Genomic DNA, 16,468 nt, shown 5'->3' on the forward strand with positions numbered 1-16,468 from the left:
TAAAAAGCCACCTGCCTAGCTATTTCGCGCTTTTCACCCGTCATGTACTCATTCCTTCGCGGGATCGGCCCGGTCATGGGGCTGCGTTGTCGGATCGGTACAACCGGGGCTTGGCTGCTTGTCGTAGTTCAGCAAACGGTCCATGCAATTGGTGCAACACCATGGAACCAACACCGAAAGATCCGGATATGGAGGTTAGCGATGGGCGGCGGCGGGCGCATTGACGGCGGGCCCCAGTCGGCAATCGCGGTCGGTGCGGGCATCGTGGGGCCCTACGCCCTTCACGTCGCCGAGCTGAACCAGTCTGCTCGACAATGAGTTCGGACAGCCATCAAACCCGAACGCTCACAGGCGGTTAAAAGGAAGTGCCGTGTCTCCAACAGTTCCCACGTTCGCCACGCTGAACGACCAACTCAACCAGGCGCACCGCCGAGTTCGTGAACTTCAAGCCCGCGAAAGAGAACTACTCGCCCAAAACAGAGCCCTCCGTGCCGTCATCGCGGCCTTCATACAGGAAGATCACCGGTGCACCGCCGCCGAACACACGTCCTCGCCCAACGATGGCACTGCTGGCAGGTTCTGCATCAATGCGGACGTCAGAACGAAGCAGTTCCCATATGTTTGACCTCGGCCCCATCGGAGCGGTGTTCCTCATCATCGCCGTGTTGTGGCTCATCGCCGCCATCGCATACGGGCGTGATGACCGCTGACAATGCACCGGCGCCGACGTGCGCGCGAAAGTGCGCGGCGATCTCGTCACTCGTGGCCAGCCACGCGTCCGGTTGGCCGGCGAGGAAGGCCAGCGCCTGGTCGAGGTACTTGTGCCGGAACGGCTGGCCGATGACGAAAGGATGCAACGCCAGAGCCATGACGCGACCGCTGGTCGCCGAGTCGGCGTGGAGCTGCTCGTATTGGTCCTTGACCATCTGGACGAACTCGGGGCCGGTGATGCCCTTGCCGAAGATCAGCAGGTCGTTGAGCTCCACTGAGTATGGAACGCTGATCATTCCCGGCACGGTCAGCGGGTACGGCTGATCATCATTGGTCCAATCGAGGACGTAGTGAAACCCCAACTCTGCCAGTAATTCCGGCGTGTGGTGCGTCTCGGTGAGGCCCGGCCCCATCCAGCCACGGGGCCGCTGGCCGGTTGCCGCCACCATGGCATCGACGATCTCGGCGAGCACCTTACGTTCGTCGGCCACGGTGATGCCGGTGTGCAGGATCGAGTTGGTGCTGCCATGCGCGAGCCACGACCAGTTTCGGGCCATTCCGGCCGAGATGATTTGCGGGTAGTTGTCGATGACCGTCGAGTTGAGCAGGACGCTGGGCCGAATGCCGTGCCGGTCGAGGCTTTCGATGGTGCGCCAAATCCCGACCCGCGCACCGTAGTCCCGCCACCCGTAGTTCAACGCGTCCGGCGTGAGCTCGGCGGTGCCCGGCCAGATGCTGGTCGACGGACGGTCGACGAGGAAGTGCTCGACGTTGAGACCGACGTAGACGGCGACCCTCGCGTTGCCCGGCCACGTGATCGGCGGGCGCTCGGTGATGGGGCTGTAGTCGAAGGGTGGACGAGGCTGCGCTGTGGTCATGCCCGCACGGTAGGAGCTGACATCAGTGTCAGGGTCAAGCTGGGCGGCGGTATAACGGAACGCATGCGGATCGGTGAGCTGGCACGGCGAACGGGAGTGAGCGAACGGTCGTTGCGCTACTACGAACAGCAAGGCTTGTTGGTGTCGGACCGTACGCCGGGCGGGCAGCGCGAATACGCCGAGCGGGCGGTCGATCGGGTGATCCGCATCCAGGAGCTGTACGCGGCCGGACTGCACAGCAGGACGATCGCGTCACTTCTACCGTGTATGCGGGACGGTGACGGCGGCCCATCGTCCAAAGCGACGCCGCGACTGGTCAGCGACCTCAACGCGGAGCGGCTGCGCCTGGACAGGGCGATCCGGGATCTGGCGTACTCCCGTGACGTTCTCGACGGCGTCATCGCGGCCGCATCCGACGACGGCACCGGCCGCCTCTGAGCGGTCGGCGGACTTGGCATCATTCTGCGTTCATCCCTTGAATGCGCTGGACAGAGCCTCACACTGAAGGCATTGGCGCTCCGCACCAGGAATTACCCGCGTGCAACGCAGTGTTGACCTTGTGACCGCGTAGGAAAGCGAGAATCGTCTGTGTCCCCTTCCACGGAATCAATCCATCTGGCCGTCGCCCTCGACGGCGCGGGTTGGCACCCGGCTTCCTGGCGCGAGCCCGACGCCCGACCCGCCGACCTGCTGACACCTCGCTACTGGACCGATCTGGTTGCACGAGCCGAGCGCGGGCAGCTCGACTTCGTCACCATCGAAGACGGTCTGGCCCTGCAGTCCGACCATCCCTGGCGGTCCGATGAGCGCACCGATCGTGTGCGTGGCCGGCTCGACGCGGTGCTCATCGCGTCCCGAGTCGCACCCACCACGAGCCACATCGGCCTGATCCCCACCGCCATCGCCACACACACGGAGCCGTTCCACCTGTCCAAGGCCATCGCCACGCTGGACTACGTGAGTTCGGGGCGCGCTGGTGTCCGGGTGCAGATCTCGGCCAGCCGCGAGGCGGCCGGGCACTTCGGCCGCCGCGAGATCCCGGAGCGCTCCCCCGCCCTCACCGACGATCTGGTCGGCGAGGCCGCCGACTACATCGAGGTGCTGCGGCGGCTCTGGGACAGCTGGGAGGACGACGCCGAGATCCGCGATGTCGCCACCGGGCGGTTCATCGACCGAAACAAGCTGCACTACATCGACTTCGAGGGCGCGCACTTCTCGGTGAAGGGGCCGTCCATCACGCCACGCCCGCCGCAGGGGCAACCGATCGTGGCCGCGTTGGGTCACGTCGACCCGGTGTATCAGCTGATCGCCGGTGGCGCCGACGTCGGTTTCGTCACCCCGCACAGCGCGGAAGAAACGGGCGCACTGGTAGAAACGATCGCCGCCCAGCGGCCGGCGGGGCTGGCCCCGGTGCGGGTGTTCGCCGACCTGGTGGTGTTCCTCGCCGACACGGCCGAGGGCGCGCGTGCCCGCAAGGAACGTCTCGATGAGCGGCTTGGTGCCGAATACCGCAGCGATGCCGAGGTATTCGTGGGCACGGTGAGCGAACTGGCCGATCTGCTGCAGCAGTGGCACGCCGCCGGTGCGGCGGGGTTCCGGCTGCGCCCGGCCACCCTGCCGCACGATCTGACGCAAATCACCGATGCGCTGGTGCCCGAGCTGCGCCGCCGCGGCGCGTTCCGCGACCACTATCAGGGGGCCACCCTGCGCGATCTGCTCGGCTTGTCGCGCCCCGTCAACCGGTACGCAGGAGTATCAGGGGCGAGCGAAGCGACGGGAAAGGTACAGTAATGACCAAGCCAGTCAAGCAGATTCACCTCGCCGCACACTTCCCCGGCGTCAACAACACCACGGTGTGGAGCGATCCCGCCTCGGGCAGCCACATCGAGTTCAGTTCGTTCGTGCACTTCGCCCAAACCGCCGAACGCGGGAAGTTCGACTTCATGTTCCTCGCCGAGGGTCTGCGCCTACGCGAGCAGGGCGGCCAGATCTACGACCTCGACGTGGTGGGGCGGCCCGACACCTTCACCGTCCTCGCCGCCCTCGCCGCCGTCACCGACCGGCTCGGGCTGACGGGCACGATCAACTCGACTTTCAACGAACCCTATGAGGTGGCACGACAATTCGCGTCGCTCGACCACCTCTCAGAGGGCCGTGCCGCGTGGAACGTCGTCACCTCGTGGGATGCCTTCACGGGCGCGAACTTCCGCCGCGGCGGATTCCTCGCCGAGGACAAGCGCTACGAACGAGCGGAGAGCTTCCTCGACGCCGCGCACGTACTGTTCGACTCCTGGCGCGGTGACGAGATCGTCGCCGACAAGGAGCGTGGCGTCTTCCTGTCCGATCCGGCGGCAGGCGCGTTCACGTATTCGGACGCGCACTTCGACATCAGCGGCCGGTTCAACGTCCCCCGCAGTCCGCAGGGCAGGCCCGTCATCTTCCAGGCCGGTGACTCCGACCACGGGCGCGAATTCGCCGCCGCCGCAGCCGATGCCATCTTCTCCCGGCACGGAACACTGGAGGACGGCCAGGCCTTCTATGCCGACGTCAAGGGTCGGCTGCCGAAGTACGGGAGGGAACGCGATCAGCTGCTCATCCTCCCCGCCGCGACGTTCGTCCTCGGTGACACCGATGCCGAGGCCGCCGAAATCGCCCAGGAGGTGCGCCTGTCACAGGTCTCGCCGCAGACCGCGATCAAGTTCCTCGAGCAACTGTGGAACCGCGACCTGTCCGATCACGACCCGGACGGCCCACTGCCGACCGTCGATCCGATCGTCGGCGAGAACACCATCGCGCGCGGCCGGGCCAGCGTGCGGATGCACCGCGACCCCATCGCCACCGCCAATGAGTGGCGAGCCAAGGCCGAAGCCGAGAACCTGACCAGCCGCGAACTCATCGTCGAGGTCACCGGCAGGCAGAACTTCATCGGATCACCAAATACGGTGGCCGACAGGATCAACGACCTCGTCCAGGCCGATGCCAGCGACGGATTCATCCTGGTTCCGCACGTCACACCCGGCGGACTGGACCCGTTCGTCGACAAGGTCGTGCCGCTGCTGCAGGACCGCGGCGTGTTCCGAGCCGACTACGAGGGCACGACGTTGCGCGACCATCTCGGCCTGGCCCAGCCGGCCCGTGCGGTCGCCGCAGCGGACCGGGGCTGAGCCCGACCACGACTCAGAAGACGCGCACCCAGTCGACGAGCATCTCCGCGGGGTATGTCCCCGTGCTGGGATCACCACCGCCGGAGCCCGCGACCGCGAGGTTCAACACCGGGAACAACGAGTACCCCGGGAAGTTGAACGGCCAGTTGTCCAGGGAGTTCGCCGGCACCTCGAAATAGGGTGCTGCTCCGTCGACGTAGTCCAGCCAGAAGTACATCCCGGCGTCATTCCACGTCATGCGCCACGTGTGCCACCCGCCGTCCACCGGGAACGGGTTGGTGGCGAACGACGTTCCGTCCAACCGTGCGTGCACGGTCGTTCCCGACGGCCACTCCCCGTTGCCGTACCACTCGACCAGGTCGACTTCTCCGCCGACCTCGGGATGGTCGTTCATCAACCACCAGGCGGGCCAGCAGCCCGCCGTCAGGCAGTTGAACTTGATCCGGGCTTCCCACGTGGTGCCGATACCGCCCCACCACGTGCCGCGAACCTTGCCGCTGACGTACTTGCCGTTGTCGCGCGTTGCGCGGATGACGAGATTCGAGTTGCCGTCGAGGAACACGTGCTGGCGATCGTCGCGGTACTGACCCATGTTCTCGGGTCGATCCCAGAACACCGGGTTCTTGATCAGCTCGCGGGCTTTCGACACCATCCACTTCGAGGCATCGGGTGCCGAGCCGGCCGGACCATCGAACTCGTCGTGGAAGAGGTACGCCTGAGTCTGAGCAGTCGCCGGCGGCGCGGCGGGCACCGGGTTCGGCGGTGCACCGGGACGGGCCGGATCGGCCCCGGCGACGGGCGCGGGGATGGCGGCCGCCAGCAGGCCGACCCCCGTCATGAACATCAAACTTCGGCGATCGATCTGAGGCACAGCGACACGATAAAGCCTGAACCCCGAATCTTGCGCGATTCGACGCGTGGCGTCCCGACGACGGCCGCCGCGACCGAACGGGTGAAACGGCCACCGCCAATCGTGCGAATCACGTTTGTGCAGGTCTAGCAAATGCCACACTTCAGTCATGTCGCGACGCTCATTCTGATTCGTCGACCCGAGGAGCAGCCATGACTGGCCAATTTCCGACGCAGCAGCCCGGATTGAACTACCTCACCGAGGGCGGCCAGGAAACCGAGATCATGTACAAGTACGGGTTCGACCTCCCGCACTTCGCCATGTTTCCCCTGCTCGACGACCCACGCGCCGTTTCCGAGCTGCGCGGCATGTACGGACGCTACTTGGACACCGCGGCCCTCCACGGGTTCGGCGTGGTCATGGGCGGCTTCGACTACCGCGCCAGCCCGGATTGGGGCTCGTTGCTCGGCTACTCCCGGGAGGCGCTGGCCGAGATGCAGTCGCGTTCGGTCGACTTCCTGCGCGACGTCGCACGGCCATACGAGGGTCAGGTGCCGGCACTCCTGTACGCCGGTATCGTCGGCCCCCGCGGCGATGCCTACGAACTGAACAAGACGATCACCGCCGACGAGGCGCAGGAGTACCACGGCGAACAGTTGGCCAACCTGGCCCGTGCCGGCGTCGACCTGGTCGAGGCGATGACGTTCACCTCGGTGCCCGAAGTCATCGGTTTGTCGCATGCCGCAGCGGGCGCGGGATTGCCCCTCGCGGTGTCGTTCACACTCGACAACGCCACCCACCAGCTGCCGTCGGGGCCAACCCTGAAGGACGCGATCGAGACGATCGACTCCCACGCCGGGGATGACCGGCCCGCGTTCTACGGCATCAACTGCTCGCACCCCTTGGAGTTCATGCCGGCCATCGAGCCGGGCGACTGGTTCGCGCGGGTGCGGTGCCTGCGACCCAATGCCGCTCTGATGGACAAGATTTCGCTGTGCACGCTCGGGCACCTCGAGGCGGGTGACCCGGTGGAGCTCGGCAAGCTGATGGGCGACGTGGCCCGGCGGTACCCACACATCGACATGTGGGGCGGCTGCTGCGGGACGTGGGACACCCACCTCGACGAGATCGCGCGAAACGTCTGCGCGGCGAGGGATGCCGGGGTCCCCGCCCCGTAGGTGCATCGTGAAGTACACGCTCCGGGCCATGCTCGCCGTCAGCATGCTGGCGGGCTTCTACCTGGTGGGTCTGGCCATCGTGGTGGCACTGGCCTACGTCGGATACCTGTTCTCGGTGATCGGAATCGGGCTCATCGCGGGTTGCTTCTGGATCCTCGCGGTCGTCGTCGCGGTCGCCATCGGCAAGAGCATCGCCGCCCAGCGAAAGCACGGTGACCCGGGCCGGGGAAGCGTCCTTCTCGGTGAGGAGGAGCAACCCGAGTTGTGGCACGAGGTCCGGGAGCTCGCGGGTTTCGCCGGAACGCGGCCGCCCGACGAGATCCGGCTCGTCGCCGTCGCGAATGCTGCTGTGTCAGAGGACAGTACGCTGCTCGGACTAGTGGGCGGGACGCGGCGGATGTTCCTCGGAGCCCCACTGCTCATCGGGTTCACCCGCCAGCAGCTTCGCGCTGTGTTGGCACACGAGCTCGGCCACTACAGCGGCCGCCACACCGCCCTGGGTGCGCTCACCTATCGCGGCCAGGAGGCCATCGCACGGGTTCTCGACGATCTCGAGGACAGCTTCGCTCGCAAGCCGCTCGAGCTGTATGGCGACTGGTACCTTGCCATTTCGCAGGCGGTCAACCGCCGCCAGGAGTTCGAGGCCGATCGGCTGAGCGCCGAACTCGTCGGCGGCGCAACCGCCGCGGAGGCATTGCGGCAGAACGAGGTGCTCGTTTTGGCGTGGCGCCTCTTCCTCGATCGGTACGTCGCCCCTGGCGAGGACTTCGGCTGCCGTCCCAGGGATTTGTTCGACGGGTTCCGCCGCTTCGTGGACGATCCCGAGCGTCGACGCCAGCTCGCCGAGGCGCGGGAAGACCTTCCCGAACCGCCGCGGTCCGTCTACGACAGCCATCCACCGACCGCCGAGCGATTGGCGGCCTTCCTGGCGGTCGATGGTGGCGCTGCTCAGCCGGACGTGTCGGAACCGGCGATGACCATGCTGCGCGACCCCCAGGCCGACCTGGCGCGCCTCGCCGACGTCCTGTACGCCGATACCGATCTGCGCCCCGCCGAGTTCGAGGAGATGGTGCCTCTCGCCGCCAGATCCGGCGCTGCCCTGATGGCCCAGATCCTGCTCGACGTGGTGCGAAAGTGCGACGTTCCGAGTCCGACCCTTGGCGGCGTGGTGGCGGCGCTGAAGCAGGGGCAGTCCGAGGCGCTGCTCGGTCTGGTGGAAAACTCGGAACTCGATCACCCTGACGGTCGACGTCAGACGTTCGCGCGCATTCTTGGCCACGCCATCGCACACGCTCTCATCGAAGACGGCTCGGCGACATACGAACTCGACTGGGGCGGTCCGCCACGACTCGTCGACGCCGCGGGCGAGCCGCTCGACCCGTTGACCCCCGCCTACGAAGCACTCAGCGGGGACGACGACGCGGTGGCGGCGCTCGAAGAATGGCTGGACCGGCACGGCGTGCGCCGCGACCTCGAGATGCCACCGCTCCCCGTAGAGAAGACCCCGGTGCAGCCCACCCGATGGTTGGGGCTGCTGGCGCCGGTCAACGAAGACCTCTTCAGCCGTCGAGCGGTGTTCGGCGTCGCCGACAGCGGACTGCTGATCTGCAGACCTCGGTTCCGCGACCACTGGGCGGCGGCTATCGCGACGCATAGCTTCCGCGACGCCGGGAGGACGTACGTCAACCGGTTGGCCGCTCAGCAACCGGCCGATGTGCTCGCCAATGGTCGGGCACGGCACCTGGCCTGGGACGACATCGCGTCGATCGTGGCGCGCAACGGTCCGTTCAAACACTCGATGCGCATCAACACACGTGATGGCTCGACGTTGAGGCTCGAGTGGCCCGCGACGGCCCACATGCAAGGCAAGGTGTGGGCCACCCTCACCCGACACGTCGGAGAGCGGTTCAAGATCGCGTCCTGACCGCCGTTTTTGTGGTTGCTGGAGGGGCTCACGTTACTGTTGAGATCCCTGAGATCCGCCCAAATCCGACACGCCCGACCCGCCGCTGCAGGCGCCGCTCGTTGTCGTCGGCGTGCCCTATCTTGGACCGTCCGGGCACCAGTCGAAAGGGAGTAGGTGGACAACAACACGGCGATGTCGGCTGCCGACCTGATCGACCTCAACCGCGACATTCAGGGTTCGCCGACGATCCGGCTGCTGGCCACGCTGAACCTCGGCGTCTACGCCACGCTGATGGAGCGCCACCTCAGCGGCGGCGTGGTCCCCGAAACCGAACTGGTGGTCCACCTCGAGCGCGATCTGGAGGAGCTGGACCGTCCCGGCGGCGAGCAGTCCGGCCTGGGCCTGATCAAGTCATGGGCCAGCCAGGGCTGGCTGCACCGGGTGGCCGACCAGCGCGCGGGCGTCGAACGGAACCTGTGTTACCTGACGCAGGACGCGCGTCGTGCCCTCGACTTTCTGCGGGGCATGCGCCGCCAGGACACCATCGCCACCGGCGGCTCGATCAATGGCATCGCGTCGCGGCTCAAGCAGGTCGCCATCCGCGTCGGCAACGATCCCGACCGGATCCGCGCCGGCATCGAAGCCGAGATCGCCTCCCTGCGAGCGGAACTCGACGAACTCGACGACGGCCTTCGGGAGGATCGGCTCTCCGAACCCGACCTGACCGACATGTACGACGAGGCCCGCGCCATCGCGCTGCAGATGGAGCGGCTCATCACCGACATCGGCCAGTACGGGACGATGATCGAGCAGGCGACTGCCGCCCTCGACGAGCCGATCGACAGCAACGTCGAGTACCGCGACCGCCAGCGCCAGATGTACGCCGACTACCAGGCGGCCTGGGACTCCCAGGGTCGTGACTCGCACCGCGCGTTCCTCCGGATGATCAACGACCCCGATCAGCGCGCCGAGTTCGAGGCCGACGTGGCCGCGGTCGCCGAGGCGCTGCCAGCCCTCGACCCGGCGCTGCGCAGGGTGATGGCGGGGTTCTTCGAACTGGTGGGCCACCAGATCGACGAGGTGGAACGGATCCAGCAGCGCTGCGCCCAGCGGGTCAAGCGGTTCACCGCGTTCGGCACGCTGGAGCAGAGCCGCGGGGTGGCCCGTCAGCTCAACGAGGCCATCGGCGCGGCCCGCGCCCTGCTGAAGGCGTCGCTGACCGATTCGCGGCTCGACCTCGAACTGCCCCTCGCCCGCCACGCCATCAGCTCGGTCGGCGCCCTGAGCTTTCGGATCGGCGAGTTGTCCAATCCGAAGCCCGCCCAGGCTGCCGATGGCGAGGTCGACTTGTCCAGCTTCTCCGCGCTGACCACGCAGGTCGACGCCCCGGCGATGTCGGACATGATCAACGCGGCGATCAGCACGGGCGCTCGGCTGTCGCTGCCCGACGCCGTCGAGATGCTCGACTCGGCCTATCTGGGCCACGTCATCGTGCTGTGGTCCTGGGCGCTCAAACAGCCAAGCGCCGCACAGTCATCCGACTCGGTCACGGTCCGCTTCCAGTCCCTGGACGGCCGCGACCGTGAGATGGAGGTTCCGCATCTGATGTTCACCGAACCGATCTCCAGTCTGTTGGGAGCCGCTCCGTGACCACCGATCAGGGCATCGACTTCTCCTCGCTCCCCCAGGTCGATCAGACCGCCCGCACTCCGCACCAGCGTCGGCCCCGCTTCGACGGCGACGTCAGCGAGCTGCCCGACCGCGCCTGCTGGGCGCTGCAGCAGCTGCTCACCCGGCGCTACATCAGCGCAGAATCGGACCGCGACCTCTACACCTGGGTGCTGGAGTACCGCGCACAGCTCAGCGTGCGCCTATCCGAGCTGGACCTGCTGCTGCGCATCGTCGAGGGCGTCGACGTCGCCTTCGTCGAACAGGCCCGCTACGAATCCGCCAGGGGCGTCAAGCTTTTGCGACGCGAACCGCTGGGCACCTACGACTCGATCCTCGCGTTGCACTTGGCGCAGATCATGCGCGCCTCCGGCGATCAGACCGTGCTGATCAGCCGCGACGAGGTGCACGGCCTGTTCGCCGGGGTGCTCAACGACACCGACCGCGACGCGGTCACGTTCACCGCCCGCATCGACGCGGCGATCGCCCGCCTCACGGGGCTCGAGATCCTGCGCAAGACCCGCGACGACGAAGACAGCTACACCGTCAGCCCGGTGATCACGGCGGTCATGACCGCCTCGGTGATCACCGAACTGCAGCAGCAGTTCGAGCTGCTGCTCAACGGCGGCGGCGCCCCACAGGAGGAAGCAGACCTTGATGCCTGAGCAGTTCCACCTCTCGCGCCTACAGGTCATCAACTGGGGTGTCTTCGACGGGTATCACTCCATCCCGTTCAGCGAAGGCGGCGCACTCATCGCCGGAGCCTCCGGCAGCGGCAAATCCTCACTGCTGGACGCGATCTCGCTCGGCTTCCTGCCCTTCAACCGTCGCAACTTCAACGCCTCCGGTGACAACTCGGCCGCTGGATCCAGCGCGGGCCGCCGCACGGTCGACAAGTACGTCCGCGGCGCGTGGGGTCAGCGCAGCGACGGCGGCACCAGCCGGGTGATGTACCTGCGCGGCGACGGCACCGCGTGGTCGGCCGTCGCCGTCACCTACACCGGCAACAGCGGCCGCACCGTCACCGGGCTGGTCCTCAAGTGGCTCACCGGTGAATCACGCTCGGACTCCTCGAGCCGGTTCGTCCTGGCCGACGGGGACCGGGACATCGAAGACGTCTGCAACCGTTGGGCCGCCGGGCGATTCGACTCGGGTGTGTTCAAGGAGGACAACTGGCGGTTCTCCACGAAGGTGGAGTCGCAGTACCTGGCCCAGCTGTACGCGACCATCGGCATCCGCGCCTCCGACGCCGCCCAGCAGTTGCTCGGCAAGGCCAAGTCGCTGAAAAGCGTTGGTGGCCTGGAACAGTTCGTTCGCGAGTTCATGCTCGACGAGCCGGGCAGCCTGACCCGACTGCCCGAAGCGCTCAAGCAGATCGATCCGTTGGTGGAGGCCCGCGAGCTGCTGGCGGTCGCCCAGCGCAAGCGCAAGATCCTCGGCGACATCGAGAAGATTCAGCAGCGCTATGCCTCCGAATCCTCCGACCTGGGCATCATCGACCTGGTCGACCAGCCGATGGTGCGGGCCTACACCGATCACGTCCGACTAAGCCAGTGCCCGGCCCAGATCGACTCGCTCGACAGCACCATCGACCAGCTCGGCAACGAGTACGAGGACGTCACCCGGGCGCTCAACATCGCCAAGGCCGAGGCGGATTCGCTCAACGCACAGATCAACGGATCCAGTGCCAGCATCGGCCCGCTGCAGTCGCAGGTGCAGGCCGCCGAGGCGCAGGCCGAGGAAGTCTCGCGCCGCCGCGCCGCCTACGAATCCATGCTGACCGCGCAGGACGTCGACATCCCGGACACCGCCGACGAATTCTGGAACCTACGCGAGGAACTCAGCACCCAGGCCACCGAACTGCTGGCCAAACTCGACCGTGGCCGGGAAGCGTCCACCGACGCCGAATACGCGCAGAAGGTCGCACGGATGGCCCGCGACGACGCCGCCAAGGAACTCAAGCGCGTCGAGCACGTCGGCTCGGCGCTCCCCGAGTCGGCGATCACGATGCGCGAACACATCTGCGACGCCGTCGGTGTCGACCCTGGCGCGCTGCCCTACATCGCCGAGCTGATGGATCTGCGGCCCGAGCAGAGCCGCTGGCGCGTCGCGGTGGAGAAGGTGCTGCGCGGAGTCGGGCTGCGCCTGCTCGTTCCCGACTCGCACTACGCGGCGGTGCTGCGGTTCGTCAACGAGACCAACATGCGCGGACGGCTGCAGCTGCACCACGTCCGTTCGTCCGCCAGCGGGCGCGAGGCCGAGCCAAACACGTTGGCGGGCAAGCTGTTCATCGTCGACCCGACGCACGTCTGCGCTGCCGAGGCCGCCGACGTCATCGCCGCGGCCGGTGACCACATCTGCGTCGACACCCCTGACGTCTTTCCCCGCTTCCGCCGGGCAGTCACCGACACCGGCCTGTACAAAGACTCCGATCGGTTGGCCATCAAGGACGACCGGCGCGCACTCAAGCAGTCGGAGTACATCTTCCAGGGCGACGTCGCCGCGAAGATCGACGCGCTGACCGTAGACCTGGCCAACGCCGAGGAGGCATTTCAAGCAGCGCGCCGTGCGGCCGACGACATCGCCGCCGAGCGCCAGCAGTGGCGGGACCGGGCCGCGGCGTGCAAGGCGATCTGCGAGCAGTTCCCGCAGTGGAACCACGTCGACACCGAGACCGCCGACGGTCACGCCGACCGACTGCGCGAACAGTATGAGCTGCTGCTGGCCGATCATCCCGACATCGAGGCACTCTCGGCACGTGCCGACGAATGCTGGGAGGAGATCCAGACGCTGATGACGCGGCGTGGGTCGATCGAGACGCGCCGTGACGACTTGGACGGTCGCCGGACCCGGCTATTGGAGCTGCAGGAGCGCCTGACGCCGGCGTTCGTGTCGGAGCCGCTGACGGAGTTGCTCAACCGCTACGCCAGCGACGTGCCGGTGGCGTTGGAGCTGCTCAACCCCGAGCCGCACCGCGAGGCGGTGTTCAACGCCATCCGCCGCGAACGGGATCAGCTGCGTGAAAGCCGCAGGCGCTCATACGATGAGCTGGCCCGCATCCTCAACACGTTCGACACCGCGTTCCCCGACGCGATCCCCAACGACAGCGACGTGTTCGACGAGCGCGTGCACGACTACGTGGCGATGTGCCGGCACATCGACGAGCGCGAACTGCCCGAGGCCTATGAGCGGATGATGCGGCTCGTCACCGAGCAGGCTCCCGATGCGATCCTCACGCTGCACCGGGTGGCCGAGCAGGAAACCCGTCGCATCAGCGAGCAGATCGCCCGCGTCAACACCGGTTTGGGCTCAGTCGAGTTCAACCGGGGCACCCGGCTGACGCTGCGCGCCACCCCGCGCAGCCTGACGGCGGTCGCCGAGCTCACCGAGATCGTGAGGGCCATCTCGCGGCGGATCGCGGAAGTCGGCCTCGGCGACAAGCAGGCGATCCTGGACCAGTACGCCGACATCCTGCGGCTGCGCAACCGGCTGGCGTCCACGGCGCCCGAGGACAAGGCGTGGACGCGGGACGCGTTGGACGTCCGCAACCGGTTCACGTTCGACTGCGCAGAGTGGGATGTCAGCACCGAGGAGCTGATCCGCACCCACAGCAACGCCGGCGACAACTCCGGTGGTGAGCAGGAGAAGCTGATGGCGTTCTGCCTGGCGGGCGCGTTGAGCTTCAACCTGGCCAGTCCCGAAAGTTCGGACAACAAACCGGTTTTCGCGCAGCTGATGCTCGACGAGGCGTTCTCGAAGTCCGACCCGCAGTTCGCGCAGCAGGCGCTGCAGGCATTCCGCAAGTTCGGCTTCCAGCTCGTCATCGTCGCCACGGTGCAGAACGCGACGACGATCCAGCCCTACATCGACAGCGTGGTCATGGTGTCGAAGAAGGAGGCCAGCGGCCGCAATGCCCGGCCCGTCGCGACCGTGGCGACCAAGACCATCGCGGACTTCACGAGCTTGCGGCAGGAGATGACGCTATCGGCTGCCGCCGCGCGAGTGCCCGCGACGGTGTGAGCCCGAGTTCGCTGCCGCGGCGTACCTCCAATACCAGCATCGCGACATGCAGCGATGCCGTCGACTCTGCGTCCGTGAGGTCGACGCCTAGTTTCGTCTCGATACCCGATAGCCGCTTGTAGAGGGCTGGCCTGCTGATGCCGAGCCGGGTCGCAAGCGCGACCTTGTTCGCGCCCAGCCGCAGGTACTGCCGCAGTATCTCGAAATCCGTTGGCTTACTCACTCTCTCGGCTGTCAGCAGCGCCTTGAGTTCGGTTTCGGCGAACGCCTGAACTCGCGGGTCGTCTTGCAGCAACGAGACCAGCCCCCGCAGTCGGACATCGGAGGTGCGGTAGAAGGGCCGAGGCTGCCCGCCCATCGCCAATGCTGCCTCGGCTACGTGCGCCGCGCCGGCAATCCCGACGATGGCGTCGGTGATCAGTCCGGACGGCTCGCCCACTGCGAGTACCGACCGCTGACCGCCATCGACTCGCGCGACCTCTTGCGCCACGTCCAGCCCCAATGCGCCCCAAGCCTTCTCCGCTGCACCTGCCCGGCTCGCGCTCAATGCCACCACGGCGCCGATCTCCCCGTCGCTGCGGATCGTGAACAGCCCGGTGTGGCCCGACGCGTTCACGGTGTGTGCCACCGCATCGAGAAGCCTGACGTTGCGGCGCTGCCCGGCAACTGGATCGGATCCCGTCGACGCGTCTTCCGTCCGCACCACCACCGGGTGATACCGCGAGGTCTTTCGGAGACCCAGCGCGTACGCCCGGGCGGTGATCTCTCGTTCGTCGGTGACCCGGCTGCGAAGGACGTCGTCGATCAGCCCGCTCTGAGCCTGCTGGTGAAGTCCGGACCGGTCCCGCTCGACCATCCGGTGCAGCGCGAGTGCAGCCGCAGCACGCTCGAGCACCATCTTGGCGCGCGACGCGTCCGCGGGAAGACGCGGGACGACCAACCTCCCCCATTCTTCGCCGCGGGGGCCCACCGCAGTCATCGCCCAGCCGTCGCGGCCTTCGGAGGCTCGCCGGGAGCGGTATTCCCAGTCATCGAGCAGCGTCGCCGTGGTACCCGGCCCCGGCGCTACGGCAAGTGCTTGGTGCGCAAGGTCTTCCAGCACGACCGGCTCATCGAGAATTCGAGCGGCGGCGGTGACGATCCCGGGCGCTGATACCCGTTTCATGCTCAGGTCGGTAAAAGTCTCGTGCACTCGACGATCGAATGCGACAGCTTCGAACTGCTCGGAAACGATCCGTCGGTGCACCGCCTCGGTCACTTCGACGAATTTGATCTCGCGGTGCAGCACTATCAACGCGATGTTTGCATTCGTTGCTGCCGAGGCCGCCGTGCTCGGCAGAGGCGCGTCCGGGGTCAGTTCTGCGATGACCCCGAGGGCGCCCGCCTCGGCAATGCTTCGCAGGTACCGGGCCGGAGATCTGCGCAGCGCGGCACCGGTTGTCAGTACCAGCTCGCCGCCCTGCAACAGGCTCGACAAGTCGGCGACATCGCTGACGTGAATCCAGCGGATCTGATCGTCCCATCGGCAGTCGCTCAGCACCTCGGGCTGCCCAGCTTGGATGACAGGCATCTCGACGACTTCGGACACTGTGAGCGGCATTTACATAGTGTAAACAGCTAGCGGAGATTATTGACACTCTGCAGCAGTCGGTAGCCGCGCATCGGAGGCAAGCTGGACCCGTGCAGAATGCGATTACTCATTGGTTCGACAACAAGGCCTTCGCGGGCAGTGGCGGTTCACTGCCGGTGACGAACCCCGCGACCGGCGCCGTGACGGGGCAGGTGGCGTTGGCCACCGCCGAGGATGCGCGCACCGTGATCGACGCGGCGGCCGCGGCGTTCCCGGCCTGGCGTGACACCTCGTTGGCCAAGCGCACCCAGGTGCTGTTCAAGTTTCGTGAGCTGCTCAACGAACGTAAGGGCGAGCTGGCCGAGATCATCACCAGCGAGCACGGCAAGGTCGTCTCCGACGCTTTGGGTGAAGTGTCTCGCGGCCAGGAAGTCGTCGAATTCGCCTGCGGCATCCCCCACCTGCTCAAGGGCGGATTCACCGAGAACGCCTCCACCAAGGTCGACGTCTACTCGGTGCGCCA

General features: G+C 66.8%; 12 protein-coding genes. 9 read left to right on the plus strand and 3 right to left on the minus strand.

Going from position 1 to position 16,468, the window contains the following annotated elements:
- Positions 1 to 596: 596 nt before the first annotated feature.
- Entirely contained in the window at positions 597 to 1,589 is a 993-nt protein-coding gene (locus N536_RS37960; RefSeq protein ID WP_081809136.1) for a polysaccharide deacetylase family protein, read from the minus strand.
- 63 nt (positions 1,590 to 1,652) lie between these two features.
- On the opposite strand from N536_RS37960, the gene N536_RS0109975 reads away from it, so the two are divergent.
- The 3 genes from N536_RS0109975 (at position 1,653) to N536_RS0109985 (ending at position 4,753) form a co-directional block, all read left to right on the plus strand.
- Positions 1,653 to 2,027, plus strand: coding sequence for a MerR family transcriptional regulator (locus N536_RS0109975; protein WP_036435933.1), 375 nt, complete (start codon positions 1,653 to 1,655; stop codon positions 2,025 to 2,027).
- Between the two features lie 150 nt (positions 2,028 to 2,177).
- Complete coding sequence (locus tag N536_RS37965; protein ID WP_036435935.1) at positions 2,178 to 3,380, plus strand: LLM class flavin-dependent oxidoreductase; 1,203 nt, start codon at positions 2,178 to 2,180, stop codon at positions 3,378 to 3,380.
- Positions 3,380 to 4,753 (plus strand): NtaA/DmoA family FMN-dependent monooxygenase, encoded by a 1,374-nt coding sequence (locus N536_RS0109985; RefSeq protein WP_029113476.1) that lies wholly within the window; start codon positions 3,380 to 3,382, stop codon positions 4,751 to 4,753. Before N536_RS37965 ends, N536_RS0109985 begins: the two co-directional genes overlap by 1 nt.
- 13 nt (positions 4,754 to 4,766) lie before the next feature.
- On the opposite strand, the gene N536_RS0109990 is transcribed toward N536_RS0109985, so the two are convergent.
- Positions 4,767 to 5,615 carry a family 16 glycosylhydrolase gene (locus N536_RS0109990; RefSeq protein ID WP_029113477.1) on the minus strand — a complete coding sequence of 283 codons (849 nt, stop codon included), beginning with the start codon at positions 5,613 to 5,615 and terminating at the stop codon, positions 4,767 to 4,769.
- Between the two features lie 200 nt (positions 5,616 to 5,815).
- On the opposite strand from N536_RS0109990, the gene N536_RS0109995 reads away from it, so the two are divergent.
- From N536_RS0109995 to N536_RS0110015, 5 genes are all read left to right on the plus strand, one after another.
- On the plus strand, positions 5,816 to 6,781 hold the full coding sequence (locus N536_RS0109995; protein ID WP_029113478.1) for a homocysteine S-methyltransferase family protein: 966 nt from the start codon (positions 5,816 to 5,818) through the stop codon (positions 6,779 to 6,781).
- A 7-nt stretch (positions 6,782 to 6,788) separates the two neighbouring features.
- The gene (locus N536_RS40685) at positions 6,789 to 8,705 is read left to right on the plus strand and encodes a M48 family metallopeptidase (RefSeq protein ID WP_197040104.1); all 1,917 of its coding nucleotides are present in this window, start codon (positions 6,789 to 6,791) and stop codon (positions 8,703 to 8,705) included.
- Positions 8,706 to 8,879: 174 nt separating this feature from the next.
- Positions 8,880 to 10,337, plus strand: a complete 1,458-nt coding sequence (locus N536_RS0110005; protein ID WP_036435989.1) for a DUF3375 domain-containing protein — start codon at positions 8,880 to 8,882, stop codon at positions 10,335 to 10,337.
- A complete protein-coding gene (locus tag N536_RS0110010) occupies positions 10,334 to 11,020 on the plus strand; it encodes a DUF4194 domain-containing protein (RefSeq protein ID WP_029113480.1) in 687 nt (228 codons plus the stop codon). The genes N536_RS0110005 and N536_RS0110010 overlap by 4 nt, the downstream gene beginning before the upstream one ends.
- The gene (locus N536_RS0110015; RefSeq protein ID WP_029113481.1) at positions 11,013 to 14,375 is read left to right on the plus strand and encodes an ATP-binding protein; all 3,363 of its coding nucleotides are present in this window, start codon (positions 11,013 to 11,015) and stop codon (positions 14,373 to 14,375) included. The genes N536_RS0110010 and N536_RS0110015 overlap by 8 nt, the downstream gene beginning before the upstream one ends.
- On the opposite strand, the gene N536_RS37975 is transcribed toward N536_RS0110015, so the two are convergent.
- The gene (locus N536_RS37975; protein WP_051574389.1) at positions 14,311 to 15,975 is read right to left on the minus strand and encodes a PucR family transcriptional regulator; all 1,665 of its coding nucleotides are present in this window, start codon (positions 15,973 to 15,975) and stop codon (positions 14,311 to 14,313) included. The two genes, N536_RS0110015 and N536_RS37975, sit on opposite strands and share 65 nt — an antisense overlap.
- Before the next feature lie 80 nt (positions 15,976 to 16,055).
- Here N536_RS37975 and N536_RS41415 point away from each other — a divergent pair.
- A partial coding sequence (locus tag N536_RS41415) for an aldehyde dehydrogenase family protein (RefSeq protein WP_197040105.1) occupies positions 16,056 to 16,468 on the plus strand: 413 nt, incomplete at its 3' end.

This window comes from Mycobacterium sp. URHB0044 (assembly GCF_000620625.1).
Classification (GTDB): Bacteria; Actinomycetota; Actinomycetes; order Mycobacteriales; family Mycobacteriaceae; genus Mycobacterium.

Excerpts from the sequence above, each read along its gene's own strand:
- N536_RS0109975 (WP_036435933.1), top strand. The coding sequence starts at position 1,653 with ATGCGGATCGGTGAGCTGGCACGGCGAACGGGAGTGAGCGAACGGTCG.
- N536_RS0109985 (WP_029113476.1), top strand. The coding sequence starts at position 3,380 with ATGACCAAGCCAGTCAAGCAGATTCACCTCGCCGCACACTTCCCCGGC.
- N536_RS0110005 (WP_036435989.1), top strand. The coding sequence starts at position 8,880 with ATGTCGGCTGCCGACCTGATCGACCTCAACCGCGACATTCAGGGTTCG.
- N536_RS0109995 (WP_029113478.1), top strand. The coding sequence starts at position 5,816 with ATGACTGGCCAATTTCCGACGCAGCAGCCCGGATTGAACTACCTCACC.
- N536_RS37960 (WP_081809136.1), bottom strand. The coding sequence starts at position 1,589 with ATGACCACAGCGCAGCCTCGTCCACCCTTCGACTACAGCCCCATCACC.
- N536_RS0110015 (WP_029113481.1), top strand. The coding sequence starts at position 11,013 with ATGCCTGAGCAGTTCCACCTCTCGCGCCTACAGGTCATCAACTGGGGT.
- N536_RS37975 (WP_051574389.1), bottom strand. The coding sequence starts at position 15,975 with ATGCCGCTCACAGTGTCCGAAGTCGTCGAGATGCCTGTCATCCAAGCT.